Genomic DNA, 15,177 nt, shown 5'->3' with positions numbered 1-15,177 from the left:
GTCGCACCCGGCCGTCCAAATGCCTTCCAGGAGCTTAGATTGCATTACGCGTTTTTCAGTGGCACGGCGTCTCCCGGTACCAGGGTCCCGCATCCGGACGGGGCCAGCGCCGGCACCGACGGTGGCTTCGCCGATCCGGCAGCCGCGCGCCTGGCGGGGCTGCGCCAGAGGATGGCGTGGCCTTCAGGCGGGCCGCAGGACATGGATGCCACCGAACGCGGCCTGGATCACGAGGAATTGCTCTCGCTCACCCGGGGCGACCTCATCGGTGCGATCGAGTTCGGGCATATCTACCCGGTGTTCCAACCGCAGATCAGCGCGCAGCACGGCGGCATCGTCGGGCTGGAGGTGCTGGCGCGCTGGTCCGACAAGGGGCGGCACCATGCCCCGGACAAGTTTGTCGGCAGCATCACCGGCCATGGCGTGGAGACACTGCTGCTGGATCATTTCCTTGGCGCATGCGGCCGGGTGCGCATGCGGTTTCCGCAATACACAGGCCGGTTCTCCCTGAACGTCAACCCGAGGACCGCGGCGGCGGCCGGCTTCGTCCAGGGATTCGTGCGCGCAAGCATGTCCCATGGGCTGGATATCGCCCGCGTCGTGCTGGAGCTGACCGAGCAGACCCGCATTTCCCGCGGCAGCGAGGCGCGCTTGCTGGAAAACCTCAGCGCGCTTTCCGCCCGCGGCATGGTGATCTCCCAGGACGATTTCGGCTCGGGTTATGCCTCGCTGCAAGCCCTTGGCCTGCTGCCGTTCAAGCAGGTCAAGGTGGATAAGATCCTGCTGCACCGCGCACGCCATACCGAGCGCGCCCGGCGGCTGTTCTTTTCCTCGATGGCGCTGGCGCGCTCGCTGGAGTTGCAGACGGTGGCCGAAGGCGTGGAGAGCCCGGACGACGTGACGCTGGCAAGGTCGCTCGGCGCGGATCTGCTGCAGGGGTATGCCATTTCACCCCCGATGCCCTTCGAGCGGCTCCAGCTTTAGGCGATGCCTGCCCCGGCCTGCTCTGGCCTGCGTTTGACTGTCGTTATATACATCGCTATATTTCGGTCACAGGGCATTCTCCCCTCTTTGTTGCCGGCCCGGCTCCACAAGGCATTGCCAGTGAACCAGTCGTTGCTGATCCTAGACGCGTTTTCGCTCGCTCCCGGCGAGCCGGCCTGCCGCGCCCTGGCGGGTGTGCTGGAAAGCGCCAGCGCTGCCAGGCTGCCCAGGTTCGCGCAGTGGCTCGGGCTTGCGGAGCCCGAGTTCTGGCAGATGCTGGATCACTGTTTTCCGGGTGCCAGGGCGGCGGGGTGGGCGCCGGAGTCGGCGCCGGTTGATGCCGCCGCGTTGCCTTGCGAGTTTGCTGACCTGGTGCAGATGCTGATCGCATCGGGCGATCCCGCTCGCCGCGCTCGCCCCGAAACGCGCTGGGCCGCCCACGCGCTGGCCAGCGGCTGCTTTGGTGGCTCCCATCTCTGGCACGACATGGGCCTGTCGGGCCGGCATGACGTTTCGCGCTTGCTGCAGGCGTATTTCCCCTCGCTCTACGCGGCCAACACCACGGACATGAAGTGGAAGAAGTTCTTCTACCACGAGCTATGCCGGCGGCTGGACCTGCACCCGTGTCCCGAACCGGCCTGCGCCGGATGCGACAACTACGCTAGCTGCCACGGCACCGAGTCGGTGATCGGCTGGCGCTAGGCAGCCACGCCAGCGGCCTGGCTGACGTAGAATCCGTCGCTTGAAAATCGCCATAAACAGCAAAATCGCTGAGTGTGGGCGAATTCAATCCGACATGAGTGGCAATCGTAGCAATGGTGGTAATGGCCAGAACATCCCCTTTCCTGAGCAGCGTCATCCTGCTGGCGGCATTGGCGCTGCCCGGCATCTCCCAGGCCCGCGAGTACCGCGGCCCCGGAACGGTCGGTGAAGGCCCATACCGGCATCAGTTCGTGCTGCGCGATGCGGTGACCGGAGCACCGATGCCGCAAGCGCGCTATCGGCTGGCCCTGCCTGAGCACCAGATTGCCGGCATACCGGTTGGCCCGGGGGACAAGGCCAGCGTGGTCTTCGGCATGACCGACCGGCAAGGCCGTACCGTGTCGGTGCGCCTGCCCGAGCGCCATGCGCAGGCGCAATGGATTCTCGACGCCATCGTGGGGGAGGGCGATTTTGGCCGGGCATTCTCCACAACGGGTGGCGCCGATGGCGCGCCGGTGCCGAAGATGACGTATGTGCTGGACGTTGAGGGCAGCTATCTGTTCTGCGGCATGACGAATAGCCGCGGTGGCACGCACTTTGCGCAGAGCCGCCAGGTGCGCACGCTAAGTCTGACGGTGGGCGGTACGGACCTGGGCGCAGCGGATTTCGCCTGGTGCAAGCGGGAGGCGGAGGTGATCGCCGCGCTGCCGGCCGACGTTGCGCCGGCGCTGGTGTTCCGGCAGATGCTCGGCCTTTATGAAGCCGGCAAGGCGGGGCTCGATCCGGATTTCCAGGCTCGTATCCGGAGAAAGCTGCGGGACCTGGCACTGGCGAGCGGGGATAGCCAGCAACTGGTGATCGCGCGCAGCCTTGCGCCGGTGCCCGCGCAGCCGCGCTCGGCGCCACCCGGGCAATGAACGCGTCCGAGGCTTGAGCGGCAAGGAGGCCGGCTTCTTGTGTCTCCGGCCTCCGGCTGCTTAGCTCCCCCGGGTGGGGAAGGTGCTGCCGTCAGTACAGATCATGTACGTCAGGCCGTTGGGCGTGACGGACGAAAGGTTGGGCAACGCGAACGTGGTCCGTCCGTCGCCGCCGAAGTTAGTCCCCAGCAGCGAGAACAGCGCCGTGTTTTGCGAGATGAGCAGCGTCCGGCCATCGGCCGGCAGGCCTCGCCCGAACATCGTGGCGGTTAGCCACACGCTGCCTAGCGTGCAATCGGAGCCGGTGCCGCCGCCAGCGGCGTTTCCGGCGTTTTGTCCCAGCCCCGGGTTGATGGGGCCCGTGGCGCCGGTTGCGCCCGTCACCCCTGTTGTTCCTGTCGCCCCCGTGGCGCCCGTTACGCCTTGCGCACCGGTGGCGCCGGTCGCGCCCGTCGGGCCAGTGACACCCGTGGTGCCTTGGGCGCCGGTGACTCCTGCTGGGCCTTGCATGCCGGTGGCGCCAGTGGCCCCCGTCGCGCCCGTCGGCCCCGTCACGCCTTGCGCACCGGTGGCGCCAGTAGCGCCAGTAGCCCCGGTGGGACCTGCCGCACCCGTGGCACCGGTCGCGCCCGTTGCCCCTGCCGGGCCCACATCGCCCCGGGCCAGTTCCTGCGACACAGTGACCAGCGTGGCGTTGTTGGCCTTCAGGCGCACGATCAGCGCTTCGAGCTTGTCGTCATAGGCGTCGCCGGCTTGCGGCTGGAACACCTGGTTGAGCAGGTTCAGCGTGTCCACCGTCACGCCCAGGTTGGCCAGGCGCTGCTTGGTCAAGGTCAGGGCAGTGGGCAGGCGGTTGCTTGCCGCGCCGGCCGAGGTGGCGGAGAACGTGTTGAAGAAGGCTTCGGTGTCGGGGTTTTCGGTGGCGCTGGCCACCACCAGCTCGGTGATCGGCGTGATGTTGGTCACGCCGGGGCCGAGGATGAGCGTGTGCAGCACGCCGTTCGGGCCGGTCACGCGGGCCGCGCACGGCAGCACCAGGCCGGCGGTGGTGACCGACCAGGCGCCGGTGGCCGAGGTGGTGACGGAGGCCGTGCCGGCCACGCATTTCAGTGCCACGGTGGCGTTGGCAATGGGTGCGCCGGTGGCGGCAACGCCGGAGATCGAGGCTGCCGGTGCCACCGTGACCGGCGCGCTGCCGGACGATTGCACGGTATCGCTGCCGCCGCCGCCGCATGCGGTCAACAGTGAGGCCGCGGCCATGGACAGATAGAGGGCCCGCAATTTTGTTTGCATCATGATTTCCCGTGATTTCCCAAAAACAGTGATCCGCTTGCACACGTCTCGGTCGATGCCGAGGTGCACTTTTTATACGTATTGAAATGGAACGAAATGGAACGAAATGGAATGGCAGCGCCTGCCGGGCGCAGCGGGGCGTATTTTATCGACGGTTGTCCGCGAGACGGCAAAGTCATTTGCGGTTTCGCCGGCAGACATTGATGCCGTTGCCAAAACCCAACGAAGCCGGCCCAGCGCCGGCCAAGCGCCGGCAGGGCGAAGGCGCAGTGGCGCGCTACAGCATGGCCGAATGCAGATGGTGCGGATCGTCCAGCGTATCCGCCACGATCTGCAGCGATTCCTCGACCTCGTCGCGCTCGCCCGGCCCGCCCAGGCAGATCCGGATCGCATCCGGGGGATTGCCATCGGTGGCGAACGCCGCGCTAGACACCACGCCGATGCCGCGCGAGCGCAGATGCAGCGCCAGCTCGGAAGGACGCCAGCCGCTGTCCGCTGGTATCGGCAGCCAGAGATGGAAGCCTTCCGGGTCGGCATCATATGGCCGCCCCGCCAGCACGTCGCGGGCCAGGAGCTGGCGGGCCACGCACTCGGCGCGGATGGCCTTGAGCATGTCTTCGGCCGTGCCGTCCTTGATCCACGACGTGGCCAGCAGCGTATTGAATGGGCTTGCCATCACGGTGGTGGCGCGCAGGGTGCCGGCCAGCCGCTGGGTCTGGCGCGCGGTGGGGCCGTGGATAAAGGCAATGCGCAATCCGGCGCCGAAGCATTTCGACAGGCCGGTCACGTAGTAGGTGAGTTCCGGTGCGAGCGTGGCCATTGCATCCGGCGTGCGCTGCGGCAGCATGCCGTAGGCATCGTCCTCGATGATCGGCACGCTGTAGCGCAGGGCGATATCCGCCAGGATTTCGCGCCGTCCCTGGGGCATGGTCTTGGTGCTGGGGTTCTGCAGTGTGGGATTGCAGTAAAGCGCGCTCGGCTTTTGCGTCTTGCAGAGTGTTTCGAAGGCCGGGCCGAGGGGGCCTTCCTCATCGCTGGGCAGGGCCTGCAGCTGCACGCCGAGCTGCGTGGCGATGGCCTTGATGCCGGGGTAGGCCAGCGTATCCAGGCAGATCGTCTGCCCGGGCCGGGCCAGCAGCGACACCAGCGCCACCAGGGCGCTGTGAATTCCCGGGCAGATCAGCACGGTATCCGCGCGGCAGGCGGGCACATAGCGTTTGAGCCAGTCCACCGCTACGGCGCGATCCGCCGGCGTGCCGCCGAAATCCTGGTAGCGCAGCAGGTCGTAGGGATCCGTCGTGCTCATCAGGCGCGCTGCCGACTCGCGCAGCCTCACAGTGAGCGCCGCTGGCTCGGGCGGGTTGTTCATGGTCATTTCGGCACCCGTGCCCGCGCGCAGCGGCAGGGCCGGCGCGCGCCCGCGCACAAAGGTGCCGCTGCCGGCCTTGGCGTCGATCAGCCCGCGCTTGCGGGCTTCCGCGTAAGCGCGGGCCACGGTGGTGTAGTTGAGCTGCAGCGCTTCGGCCAGGTCGCGCAGCGCCGGCAGGCGGTCGCGCGCTTGCAAGCGGCCGCTTGCCAGGTCTTCCTCGATCAGGTCGGGGATCATCAGGTAAGCGGGTTTGGTGCTCTCGCCGAGGCGTTTGAGCCAGTGGCTGGCAAGTCCGGGCACGGTGGGCTCCTGGTGTTCGCGGTTGTCGGATGCGGCTACAACTGAGTTAGCTGAGTTAGCTGAGTTAGCTGAGTTAGCTGAGTTAGCTGAGTTAGCTGAGTTAGCTGAGTTAGCTGAGGCCTCAGGCTACCACAATGATCGTTTTTTGCGCTTTAAATGATCGCATTTTTGTTTGCGCAATGATGGTGCGATATTGCAGGATTGCACCGCTTCCGGGCGTGTTCCCAGGCTGGCGCGTTCCACCGCAGTGCATGGCCATAAAAGGCCGGTGGTGGGCCGGTAGCGGCTAGCGCACAAGCGTTTCCCGCACATTTCGCCATCCGGAAAATCAGCGATGCGATCAACGAGCGATTCGCTGCTTGATCGGTCATTGATCGCATGGGCGGGCATGGCAGATGGCATGTCCCATGCTCAAGGTTTGGTGTCGGCCCAGCGCCGATCGATCGACAGATCCACCAACCCTATGGAGTGCAACATGCCCGCAGTGAACAAACCGGCCCACAAGAAAGGCGACTTCCTGGTCGACTACGAAGAGAAGGTATTCGAGGACGTCAAGGCAGAACCGGGCGAGAAGGCGCTGGTCACCTTCCACACCGTGGCCTTCGAAGGCTCGATTGGCTTCGTCAACCTGCTGCAGGCCACGCGCCTGCAACGCAAGGGCTTCGAGACCTCCATCCTGCTGTACGGCCCGGGCGTGACGCTGGGCCTGCAGCGCGGCTTTCCCACGCTTGGCGACGAAGCCTTCGCCGGCCATCTCAACTTCAACAAGCAGATCACCAAGTTCATGGAAGAGGGCGGCAAGGTCTACGCCTGCCGCTTTGCGCTGCAAGCGCTGTATGGCCATGGCGAAGCCTCGCTGATCGAAGGCATCCGCCCGATCAGCCCGCTCGATGTGCTGGACCTGAAGCTGATCCACCGCAAAGAGAACGCGCTGATCCTGGATACCTGGACGGTTTAACGCTTCGGTTCAACGCTTAGAAAAAGGGCGGGCATCACCATGTCACAGAAACGCATTGTGCGCGCGGCCGCGGTCCAGATCTCACCGGACCTCGAGCACGGCGAAGGCACGCTTGGCAAAGTGTGCGAGGCCATCGACCGCGCCGCACGGGAAGGCGTGCAACTGATCGTCTTTCCGGAAACCTTCCTGCCGTACTACCCGTACTTCTCCTTCGTACGGCCGCCCGTGCAATCCGGCAGCGACCATATGCGGCTGTACGAGCAGGCGGTGGTGGTGCCCGGCCCCGTCACCCATGCCGTGTCCGAGCGCGCGCGCCGGCACGCCATGGTGGTGGTGCTCGGCGTCAACGAGCGCGACCACGGCAGTCTCTACAACACGCAACTCATTTTCGATACCGACGGCCGCCTGGTACTCAAGCGCCGCAAGATCACGCCGACGTTCCATGAGCGGATGATCTGGGGCCAGGGCGACGCGGCCGGCCTGAAAGTGGCCGATACCGCCATCGGCCGCGTGGGCGCGCTGGCGTGCTGGGAGCACTACAACCCGCTGGCCCGCTATGCGCTGATGACCCAGCATGAGGAAATCCACTGCAGCCAGTTTCCCGGCTCGCTGGTGGGCCCCATCTTCGCCGATCAGATCGAAGTCACCATCCGCCATCACGCGCTGGAATCCGGCTGCTTCGTGGTCAACGCCACGGGCTGGCTGACCGACGAGCAGATCGCCTCGGTGACTACCGACCCCGCCTTGCAAAAGGCGCTGCGCGGCGGCTGCAACACCGCCATCGTGTCGCCGGAGGGCCAGCACCTGGCGCCGCCGCTGCGCGAGGGCGAGGGCATGGTGATCGCGGACCTGGATATGTCGCTCATCACCAAGCGCAAGCGAATGATGGATTCGGTGGGGCACTACGCCCGGCCGGAATTGCTCAGCCTTGCCATCAACGACCGGCCGGCGGCGACCGCATCGCCCATGGCCACCGCCTTGTCCAACTACCACGGGAGCACCCACCATGAACTCCAGCGCGATGACGCCGGCCTTGAGCCGGTTGTCGGTAACTGAGCTTCGGACCGAGCTGCAATCGGTCGGGCTGCGCCTGCTGGACCCGGCAGCGGGCGCCGCCAGCCGGCGCGGCGGCGCGGGCCCGTCCGACCACAAGGCGGTGACCGTGGATGGCGTGACCATCATGGTGCCGGTGCATACCAATACCGCCTGGCATTCGCCGTACGTGGCGTCGTCGCCGGATGGCAAGGGCACCAGCGCGCTGCTGCGCGGCACCATCCCGATTGCGAACATCAGCTTTCCGAAAGCGCCGCGCTTCTATGCGCTGCAGACGATGGAGGGCGTGCCGTACTCGCACATCGCCACGCTGCACAGCGCGGACGTGCTGGCCACCACGGTGCTGCAAACCTGCATCCGCTACGAGAGCCGGCGCAAGACCTGCAAGTTCTGCGCGATCGGGCAATCGCTCGCGGCGGGGCGCACCATTGCGCGCAAGACGCCGGAGCAACTGGCCGAAGTGGCGCGCGCCGCCGTGCTGCTAGATGGCGTCAAGCATATGGTGCTGACCACCGGCACGCCGCCCACGCCGGACCGCGGCGCCGCAATTCTTTGCGAAAGCGCCTTTGCCATCAAGGCGGCGGTGGACCTGCCCATCCAGGCGCAGTGCGAGCCGCCGGACGACGACCGCTGGTTCGAGCGCATGAAGGCTTCCGGCATCGATACGCTGGGCATGCACCTGGAAGTGGTCACGCCCGCTCTGCGCGCGCGGATCATGCCGGGCAAGGCGGCCGTGCCGATCAGCCGCTATATGGAGGCGTTCAAGGCCGCGGTTGCCGTGTTTGGCCGGGGGCAGGTGAGCACCTATATCCTCGCCGGGCTCGGCGATAGCGTTGAGACCATCCTGTCGATCTCGAAGGAACTGGTCGCGCTTGGCGTCTATCCCTTCGTGGTGCCCTTCGTGCCTATCACCGGCACGCCGCTGGAAGACCATCCCGCGCCGCCGCCTGAATTCATGAAGGCCATCCTCAAGCCGCTCGGCGCGATGATCAGCGCGGCGGGCATGCGCTCGGCGGATATCAAGGCGGGCTGCGGCAAGTGCGGCGCCTGCTCCTCGCTGTCGTCGTACGAAGAGGTGGCGGCATGAACGACGATCTCTGTGTGGAAGTGCCCGCGGCCACGACGTTCCGCATCCGCTGGGCCGGGGCGCAGTGGGAGGTGGACGAGGCCATGGCGCTGCGCCGGGCGGTGTTCTGCCATGAGCAGGGCATCTTTGTTGGCGACGACCGCGACGCGATCGACGACACCGCCCAACTGCTGGTGGCGGTGAAGTGCGAGGCGGATGCGCCAGAGAGGGTGGTCGGCACCGTGCGCATCCACGAAACCGAGCCTGGTGTTTGGTTCGGCTCCCGGCTGGCCGTGCACGCCGCGTACCGCAGCCACGGCAAGATCGGCGCGACGCTGATCAAGCTGGCGGTGAGCAGCGCGAACGGGCTGGGCTGCACCCGATTCCTCGCGCATGTGCAGAGCCAGAATGTGCCGCTGTTCCGCCGCTTGCATTGGGATGTGCTGGCCGAGGAAACGCTGCTTGGCCGCCCGCACCACCTGATGCAGGCGGACCTGGACTACTACCCGGCGTGCCTGACGCCGCGCATTGGCCTGTCGACGCTGGGCAGGAGCGGGACATGAACGTCGCGCGGATTGTGCAAAGCCTGCGCGCCAGCCGTGGCTTTGGCCACAAGACCGATATTGCCGGCGTGCTGTCGTCGCTGGGCAATGCGCTGCCGGGCGGCATGCGCGATCTCGGCCAGGCGGTGGCGGTGGGCGACGATTGCGCCGCGATTGCCGATCATGACGGCTACCTGCTGTTCGCGATCGAGGGCATGGTCCGGGATTTCATCGATGCCAAGCCGTGGTTCGCGGGCTACAGCGCGGTGATGGTCAACGTCAGCGATATCTATGCCATGGGCGGCCGTCCGCTGGCGGTGGTGGACGCTATCTGGAGCGACGGCGTGGCGAACGCCGCCGAAGTGCTCAAGGGCATGGCGGCAGCCTCGGCGGCGTATGGCGTGCCGATCGTCGGCGGGCACAGCAATGCCCGCAGCGATCAGGCCCAGCTTGCGGTGGCCATTGTCGGGCGGGCGCGGCGCCTGCTATCGAGTTTCGCGGCGCGCCCGGGCGACCGGTTGCTGATGGCGGTCGATTTGCGCGGCGCCTTTGCTGAGCCGTACCCGTACTGGAACGCCTCCACCGAGGCGCCGCCCGCGCGGCTGCGCGCCGATCTCGAACTACTGCCCGCGCTGGCCGAGGACGGCCTGTGCGCCGCGGCCAAGGACATCAGCATGGCCGGCACGCTGGGCACGGCGCTGATGCTGCTGGAATGTTCCGCCGTGGGCGCGCGGATCGACCTGGGCCGCATCCCGGCGCCCGTGGGGGTGCCGGTGGCGCGCTGGCTCACGGCATTCCCGAGTTACGGCTTCCTGCTGGCCGTGCGCGAGCAGGATGTGGCGCGTGTGAGCGAGCGATTCAGGGCGCAGGACATTGCCTGCGCGGATATCGGCGTCATCGACGATTCACGGCAGGTCTCGGTCAGCGGTGCCGGCGAAACCGCGCTGCTGTGGGACTTCGCGCGTGATGCATTTATCGTCCCGCAGGCTGAGCGTGCCACGCGGGACACCACCCACATCGATGCCTGAGGAGCCTTTATGCCAGTCACGCATTTCCGCATACGTTGGCCCGACCAGAGCGAGGTCACCTGTTACTCGCCGTCTTCGGTGGTCACCGAGTTCTTTGTCCCGGGACAGGACTACGCGCTGGCCGAGTTCCTGGCGATCGCCAGGCAGGCGCTGGGCAGCGCCTCGGAGCGCGTCAGGGCCAAGTATGGCTATGCCTGCTCCTCTGCCATGGACCAGCTTGAACAGATCGAGACCACCGCCGCGCGTTTTTGCGCCCAGCCTGGCGCCACGGTGCGCGTGATCGGCTTTGGGCGGTAGCCCGGTTTCCGCAGGCTTTAGCGTATTTATCAGCATTCAAGGAAGGACCCAACATGTCTACCCCTCTTAACGAAACCCAGGCCACTGGCTCGCTCAAACACTACAGCGTCATCATCGTCGGTGGCGGCCAGGCTGGCCTGTCCATGAGCTACTACCTCAAGCAGGCCGGCATCGATCATCTCGTCATCGAGAAGCACACCGTCACCCACACCTGGCGCAGCCAGCGCTGGGATGCCTTCTGCCTGGTCACGCCAAACTGGCAGTGCGCCTTGCCCGGCTATCCCTACCAGGGCAACGACCCGCACGGTTTCATGAAGAAGGACGAGATCACCGCCTACCTCGATGGCTTTATCGGCATGGTGAACGCGCCGGTGCTGGAGCACACCGAGGTGTTGCGCGTGAAGCCGCTGGAGCAGGGCGGCTATCTGGTCTGTACCTCGCAGGGCGACTTCACCGCCGGGCAGGTGGTGGTGGCTTCCGGCGGCTATCACACGCCGATCGTGCCGCGCATGGCCGAGCGCCTGCCGGCCGGCATCCGGCAGATCCAGTCCTCCGAGTACCGCAGCCCGCAAGCCTTGCCGGAGGGCGGCGTGCTGGTGGTGGGCTCCGGCCAGTCCGGCGCGCAGATCGCCGAGGACCTGCACCTGGCAGGCCGCAAGGTGTTCCTGGCCGTGGGACAGGCGCCGCGCTGCGCGCGCTTCTACCGTGGCCGCGACGTGGTGGACTGGCTGGCCGACATGCAGTACTACGACATGCCGGTGCAGGAGCATCCGCTGCGCGAGGGCGTGCGCGACAACACCAATCACTATGTGACCGGCCGCGACGGCGGGCGCGACATCGACCTGCGCAAGTTCGCCACCGAAGGCATGGAGCTGTTCGGCGCGCTGGAGGATTTCCATGACGGCAAGCTGCGCTTCACGCCGAACCTGAAGGCCAACCTTGACGATGCGGACGATACCTACAACCGCATCAACGCCAGCATCGACAAGTTCATCGACAAGCACGGCATCGCCGCGCCGCCCGCCAGCACGTATGCGCCGGTATGGTCGCCGGGCGAGGAGCGTTGGGCGCTGGACCTGGCGCAGGCGGGCATCGGCGCCATTGTCTGGTGCATCGGCTTTCGCCCGGATTTCAGCTGGCTGGAGGCGCCGGTCTTCAACGGGCGCGGCTATCCCGGCCACGTGCGCGGCGTGACGGCGCAGGACGGCCTGTACTTCCTTGGGCTGCCGTGGCTGCACACCTGGGGCTCCGGGCGTTTCTCCGGCATTGCGCGCGATGCCGAATATCTGGCGGCCATCGTCAGCGAGAAGCTCGGCGCGCGAGCCCTGGCAGCCTGACATGTTCCGCGCGAGCACAAGCTATGTGGCCGGCATGCCGAACCTGTCCTATACCGGCCTGTCGGAGAACTGGCTGCTCAAGGCTTGCGGCGACCTGCACTGGCAAGGACTGGCGGCGTTGTCCGGGCAGGCATTGCCGGCGTTCCGGGACGCGCAGGGCAACAAGGCCTATGCCGCGTTTACCGCGATCCGGCTGCGGGAGGCATCGCTGGAAGCGCTTGGCGAAAACGATGGCTTCTCGGTGAACACGCAGTTGATGCGGGTGGCCGGCGCGCGCCACTTCAGCACGCATGCACTGAGGCGCGATGGCGAAGGCGATGGTGACGGGCCAGGCGCCTGGCGGGCCGAGGTATCGATGGTGTCCACCTTTATCCGCCGTGAGCGCGAGCGCGACAATCGTTCGGTGGTCAGGGCTGCTTTCAACCTGCCGGCGGACGGGCCGCCACCCGCGGCGGCGGCGGAGATGGGCGCGCTGGCCAAGCGCTTCCGGGCGGGCGACTGGTCCTCCCATCTTGGCCTGGAGCGGGCACGGCACCTCGGCAGCCACATGGCCGAGTACCTGCCTTGCCCCTATGCTGACTTCAACGGCGCGGACCTGCTCTACTTCGCCAACTTCCAGGCCATCGTCGATCGTGCCGAATGGCAATGGCAGCGTTTTGACGAGCCGCCGGTGATTGCCGGGCGCGACCTGTTTTTCCACGGCAACGTCAACCTTGGCGAAGCGCTGGAGCTGTCGTTCTCCGCGGTGGAGTTCGGCCAGGACGGGCTGGCCCATTGGTGCGAGGTGCGGCGCGGCAGCGACGGCGAGAAGATCGCCGATGTGGTGACACGCAAGCGTTGGAGAGTGCGATGAGCGCAGATAAGGGTGGCGGACTGGCGCGCAAGCCCGTCTACACGGCCGCCGACCTGGACGGGCTGCAGCATCTCGGCAGCCTGCCCGGCGAGGCGCCATTCGTGCGCGGGCCGCATCGCTCCATGTACGCGGGCAAGCCGTGGACCATCCGGCAGTACGCTGGCTATGCCGACGCCACCGCCTCCAACCTGGCATTCCGGCAGGCGCTGGCGCAGGGCGCGCAGGGTTTGTCGGTCGCGTTCGATCTGCCGACCCATCGTGGCTATGACTCCGATCATCCGCTGGCGCAGGCGGATGTTGGCATGGCCGGCGTGGCGATTGATTCCGTCGAGGACATGAAGCGCCTGTTCGATGGCATCGCGCTGGACCGCGTCTCCATCTCCATGACCATGAGCGGTGCCGTATTGCCGGTGCTGGCCGCGTTCCTGGTGAGCGCCGAGGAGGCCGGCGTGCCGCTCGATCAGCTCAGCGGCACGATCCAGAACGACATCCTCAAGGAGTACATGGTCCGCAACACGTGGATCTTCGCGCCCGGGCCGTCGATGCGGATCTGCGCGGATGTGGTGGCCTACCTGTCGCGGCATGTGCCGCGGTTCAACGGCATGTCGATCTCCGGCTACCACTTCCAGGAAGCCGGGGCGGACCCGGTGCTGGAACTGGCGCTGACGCTGGCCAACGGGCAGGAATACGTCAGGCAGATGGCCGGGCGCGGGCTGGATGTGGATGATTTTTGCGCTCGCCTGAGCTTTTTCTTTGGCGTGGGCAAGGATTTCTTCACCGAGATCGCCAAGCTGCGCGCCGCGCGCTTGTTGTGGTGCGAGATCGTCCGCGAGCTGGGTGCCACCACGGATCGGGCAACCATGCTGCGCACGCACTGCCAGACCTCGGGGTGGTCGCTGGCGGCCACGCAGCCGGACAACAACATCGTGCGGACCACGGTCGAAGCCATGGCTGCGGTGTTCGGCGGCACGCAGTCGCTGCACACCAATGCCTATGACGAAGCGCTGGCATTGCCCAGCGCCGCATCGGCCCGCCTCGCGCGGGACACCCAGTTGATCCTGCAGCACGAGATGGGCCTGTGCGATGTGGCCGACCCATGGGCGGGCTCCTACATGATGGAATCGCTCACGGCGCAAATGGCGGACAAGGTGCGCGCGGTGATGGCGGAGATTGCCGCTGCCGGCGGCGTGCTGGCGGCGATCGGCTCGGGCTGGGTCCATGAGCGGATTCATCGCGCTGCCGTGGCCACACAGGCGGAGATCGACGAAGGCCGGCGCGTGATCGTCGGCGTCAACCGGTACCAGGAGGGAGCCGACGAGGCGCCGGTCTGCCTGGAGATCGATGGGCGACAGGTCCGGGCGCTGCAGGGCGAGCGGCTGGCCTGCCTGAAGGCAAGCCGCGATGGCGTGGCCGTGGCACAGGCGCTGCGCGCACTGGCGCACGCCGCGCGCAGCGGCGAGCAAAACCTGCTGTCCCTGACCATGAACGCCATCCGCTGCCGCGCGACCCTCGGCGAGTGCACGCAGGCGCTGGAGCTGGTGTGGCCGCGCCATGCGATGGCGCCTCGCTACGCCCGCCAAGCCTACGGCGAGGCCTTGCACGACAGCCCGACCTGGGAGGCGGCCCGCGCGCAGGTCCAAGCGCTGGCCGCGCGCCTGGGCAGGCCGCCGCGCATCCTCATCGCCAAGCTGGGGCAGGACGGGCATGACCGCGGCGCCAAGGCCGTGGCCGCGGCGCTCTCCGACGCCGGGTTCGCGGTCACGCTGGGGCCGCTGTTCCAGTCGCCGCAGGACGCCGTAGCGATGGCCCTGCACGGGCAGGTCGACGCGGTGGGTGCATCGTCCCTGGCCGGTGCGCACCTGGCGTTGCTGCCTTGCCTGATTGATGGCCTGCGCGCTGGCCTGCGCGCAGGCCGGCCAGGCGCGTTGGTCTTCGCGGGCGGCGTGATTCCCGCCAGCCACGCCCGGCGGCTGCGCGCCCAGGGTGTGAGCGCGATCTTCGGGCCGGGTGCCACCATGGCGGCCATCGTCATGGGGATCGCGGGCGCGTTGCTGCGGCATGCGGGCAAAGCGCGCTTGCCCGATGCCCAGCCGGAAAGTGCCGGCTAGCGGGCGCGCTGCGCTCGGGCCGGGGCCGCTGGCCCACTTTGCCCGCTTGGCCAGCGTGCCGCATTGCCTGCGAACCCCTTTCATTTCGTCGGGATTCATTGCCCATGGCCGGCGCCTGGGCTATCGTTCGTCTTGGCTCGAAGCGGCTGCGGGAACGCATGCGGCTGGGCTGCCCCCGCAAAAGGAAAACGGAGAGACCGTATTGTCCTCCCGCTGTATTGCGAACTACAGCGCACTACAGCGCACAACTGAAAAGATCAGCGCATGTCACGCCCTGGCCGCCACTGGCGCCGGCGTTTATTCCGGCTCGGTGATGGGTGCCTCCAGGTCCAGGTTGCCCCGTACCGGGCGATCCTTGACGTAGTTTGTT

Annotated in this window: 15 protein-coding genes; 12 read left to right on the top strand and 3 right to left on the bottom strand. The window is 67.0% G+C overall.

The annotated features are described in order from the left end of the window. The first annotated feature begins 39 nt into the window (after window positions 1–39). From AC1Q7Q_RS14340 to AC1Q7Q_RS14330, 3 genes are all read left to right on the top strand, one after another. The gene (locus AC1Q7Q_RS14340; protein ID WP_492372908.1) at window positions 40–984 is read left to right on the top strand and encodes an EAL domain-containing protein; all 945 of its coding nucleotides are present in this window, start codon (window positions 40–42) and stop codon (window positions 982–984) included. A 120-nt stretch (window positions 985–1,104) separates the two neighbouring features. Further along, the gene (locus AC1Q7Q_RS14335; protein ID WP_492372907.1) at window positions 1,105–1,686 is read left to right on the top strand and encodes a nitrogen fixation protein NifQ; all 582 of its coding nucleotides are present in this window, start codon (window positions 1,105–1,107) and stop codon (window positions 1,684–1,686) included. 122 nt (window positions 1,687–1,808) lie between these two features. Further along, complete coding sequence (locus tag AC1Q7Q_RS14330; RefSeq protein ID WP_492372906.1) at window positions 1,809–2,603, top strand: hypothetical protein; 795 nt, start codon at window positions 1,809–1,811, stop codon at window positions 2,601–2,603. 60 nt (window positions 2,604–2,663) lie between these two features. Here AC1Q7Q_RS14330 and AC1Q7Q_RS14325 read toward each other — a convergent pair whose 3' ends face one another. The 3 genes from AC1Q7Q_RS14325 to AC1Q7Q_RS14315 form a co-directional block, all read right to left on the bottom strand. Beyond that, window positions 2,664–3,899 (bottom strand): phage tail protein, encoded by a 1,236-nt coding sequence (locus tag AC1Q7Q_RS14325; protein ID WP_492372905.1) that lies wholly within the window; start codon window positions 3,897–3,899, stop codon window positions 2,664–2,666. 274 nt (window positions 3,900–4,173) lie between these two features. Then, on the bottom strand, window positions 4,174–5,565 hold the full coding sequence (locus tag AC1Q7Q_RS14320) for an aminotransferase-like domain-containing protein (protein ID WP_492372904.1): 1,392 nt from the start codon (window positions 5,563–5,565) through the stop codon (window positions 4,174–4,176). Between the two features lie 126 nt (window positions 5,566–5,691). After that, window positions 5,692–5,967 carry a hypothetical protein gene (locus tag AC1Q7Q_RS14315; protein WP_492372903.1) on the bottom strand — a complete coding sequence of 92 codons (276 nt, stop codon included), beginning with the start codon at window positions 5,965–5,967 and terminating at the stop codon, window positions 5,692–5,694. A 73-nt stretch (window positions 5,968–6,040) separates the two neighbouring features. On the opposite strand from AC1Q7Q_RS14315, the gene AC1Q7Q_RS14310 reads away from it, so the two are divergent. From AC1Q7Q_RS14310 to scpA, 9 genes are read left to right on the top strand one after another with little or no spacing between them, the layout of a single operon-like run. Further along, entirely contained in the window at window positions 6,041–6,523 is a 483-nt protein-coding gene (locus AC1Q7Q_RS14310) for an MSMEG_0572/Sll0783 family nitrogen starvation response protein (RefSeq protein WP_035811662.1), read from the top strand. A 39-nt stretch (window positions 6,524–6,562) separates the two neighbouring features. Then, a complete protein-coding gene (locus tag AC1Q7Q_RS14305; protein ID WP_492372902.1) occupies window positions 6,563–7,579 on the top strand; it encodes a Nit6803 family nitrilase in 1,017 nt (338 codons plus the stop codon). Next, window positions 7,530–8,663 (top strand): MSMEG_0568 family radical SAM protein, encoded by a 1,134-nt coding sequence (locus AC1Q7Q_RS14300; protein ID WP_492372901.1) that lies wholly within the window; start codon window positions 7,530–7,532, stop codon window positions 8,661–8,663. Before AC1Q7Q_RS14305 ends, AC1Q7Q_RS14300 begins: the two co-directional genes overlap by 50 nt. Then, on the top strand, window positions 8,660–9,205 hold the full coding sequence (locus AC1Q7Q_RS14295; RefSeq protein WP_492372900.1) for an MSMEG_0567/Sll0786 family nitrogen starvation N-acetyltransferase: 546 nt from the start codon (window positions 8,660–8,662) through the stop codon (window positions 9,203–9,205). The genes AC1Q7Q_RS14300 and AC1Q7Q_RS14295 overlap by 4 nt, the downstream gene beginning before the upstream one ends. Next, window positions 9,202–10,212 (top strand): sll0787 family AIR synthase-like protein, encoded by a 1,011-nt coding sequence (locus AC1Q7Q_RS14290; RefSeq protein WP_492372899.1) that lies wholly within the window; start codon window positions 9,202–9,204, stop codon window positions 10,210–10,212. The genes AC1Q7Q_RS14295 and AC1Q7Q_RS14290 overlap by 4 nt, the downstream gene beginning before the upstream one ends. Before the next feature lie 9 nt (window positions 10,213–10,221). Beyond that, complete coding sequence (locus tag AC1Q7Q_RS14285) at window positions 10,222–10,509, top strand: MSMEG_0570 family nitrogen starvation response protein (protein ID WP_492372898.1); 288 nt, start codon at window positions 10,222–10,224, stop codon at window positions 10,507–10,509. Between the two features lie 53 nt (window positions 10,510–10,562). After that, on the top strand, window positions 10,563–11,846 hold the full coding sequence (locus AC1Q7Q_RS14280) for an MSMEG_0569 family flavin-dependent oxidoreductase (protein ID WP_492372897.1): 1,284 nt from the start codon (window positions 10,563–10,565) through the stop codon (window positions 11,844–11,846). Window position 11,847: 1 nt separating this feature from the next. Beyond that, window positions 11,848–12,699 (top strand): Pnap_2097 family protein, encoded by an 852-nt coding sequence (locus tag AC1Q7Q_RS14275; protein ID WP_492372896.1) that lies wholly within the window; start codon window positions 11,848–11,850, stop codon window positions 12,697–12,699. Next, window positions 12,696–14,807 carry a methylmalonyl-CoA mutase gene (scpA, locus tag AC1Q7Q_RS14270; protein ID WP_492372895.1) on the top strand — a complete coding sequence of 704 codons (2,112 nt, stop codon included), beginning with the start codon at window positions 12,696–12,698 and terminating at the stop codon, window positions 14,805–14,807. The genes AC1Q7Q_RS14275 and scpA overlap by 4 nt, the downstream gene beginning before the upstream one ends. Window positions 14,808–15,177: the final 370 nt, after the last annotated feature.

The sequence above is a fragment of the Cupriavidus sp. GW823-FHT07A04 genome (assembly GCF_058794615.1).
This window is presented reverse-complemented; position numbering and strand designations above follow the sequence as displayed.

Bases quoted from the DNA above. Each gene is read 5' to 3' on its own strand.
- AC1Q7Q_RS14330 (WP_492372906.1), top strand. From the start codon at position 1,809: ATGGCCAGAACATCCCCTTTCCTGAGCAGCGTCATCCTGCTGGCGGCA.
- AC1Q7Q_RS14325 (WP_492372905.1), bottom strand. From the start codon at position 3,899: ATGATGCAAACAAAATTGCGGGCCCTCTATCTGTCCATGGCCGCGGCC.
- AC1Q7Q_RS14315 (WP_492372903.1), bottom strand. From the start codon at position 5,967: ATGCCATCTGCCATGCCCGCCCATGCGATCAATGACCGATCAAGCAGC.
- AC1Q7Q_RS14310 (WP_035811662.1), top strand. From the start codon at position 6,041: ATGCCCGCAGTGAACAAACCGGCCCACAAGAAAGGCGACTTCCTGGTC.
- AC1Q7Q_RS14305 (WP_492372902.1), top strand. From the start codon at position 6,563: ATGTCACAGAAACGCATTGTGCGCGCGGCCGCGGTCCAGATCTCACCG.
- AC1Q7Q_RS14300 (WP_492372901.1), top strand. From the start codon at position 7,530: ATGAACTCCAGCGCGATGACGCCGGCCTTGAGCCGGTTGTCGGTAACT.
- AC1Q7Q_RS14295 (WP_492372900.1), top strand. From the start codon at position 8,660: ATGAACGACGATCTCTGTGTGGAAGTGCCCGCGGCCACGACGTTCCGC.
- AC1Q7Q_RS14290 (WP_492372899.1), top strand. From the start codon at position 9,202: ATGAACGTCGCGCGGATTGTGCAAAGCCTGCGCGCCAGCCGTGGCTTT.
- AC1Q7Q_RS14285 (WP_492372898.1), top strand. From the start codon at position 10,222: ATGCCAGTCACGCATTTCCGCATACGTTGGCCCGACCAGAGCGAGGTC.
- AC1Q7Q_RS14280 (WP_492372897.1), top strand. From the start codon at position 10,563: ATGTCTACCCCTCTTAACGAAACCCAGGCCACTGGCTCGCTCAAACAC.
- AC1Q7Q_RS14275 (WP_492372896.1), top strand. From the start codon at position 11,848: ATGTTCCGCGCGAGCACAAGCTATGTGGCCGGCATGCCGAACCTGTCC.
- scpA (WP_492372895.1), top strand. From the start codon at position 12,696: ATGAGCGCAGATAAGGGTGGCGGACTGGCGCGCAAGCCCGTCTACACG.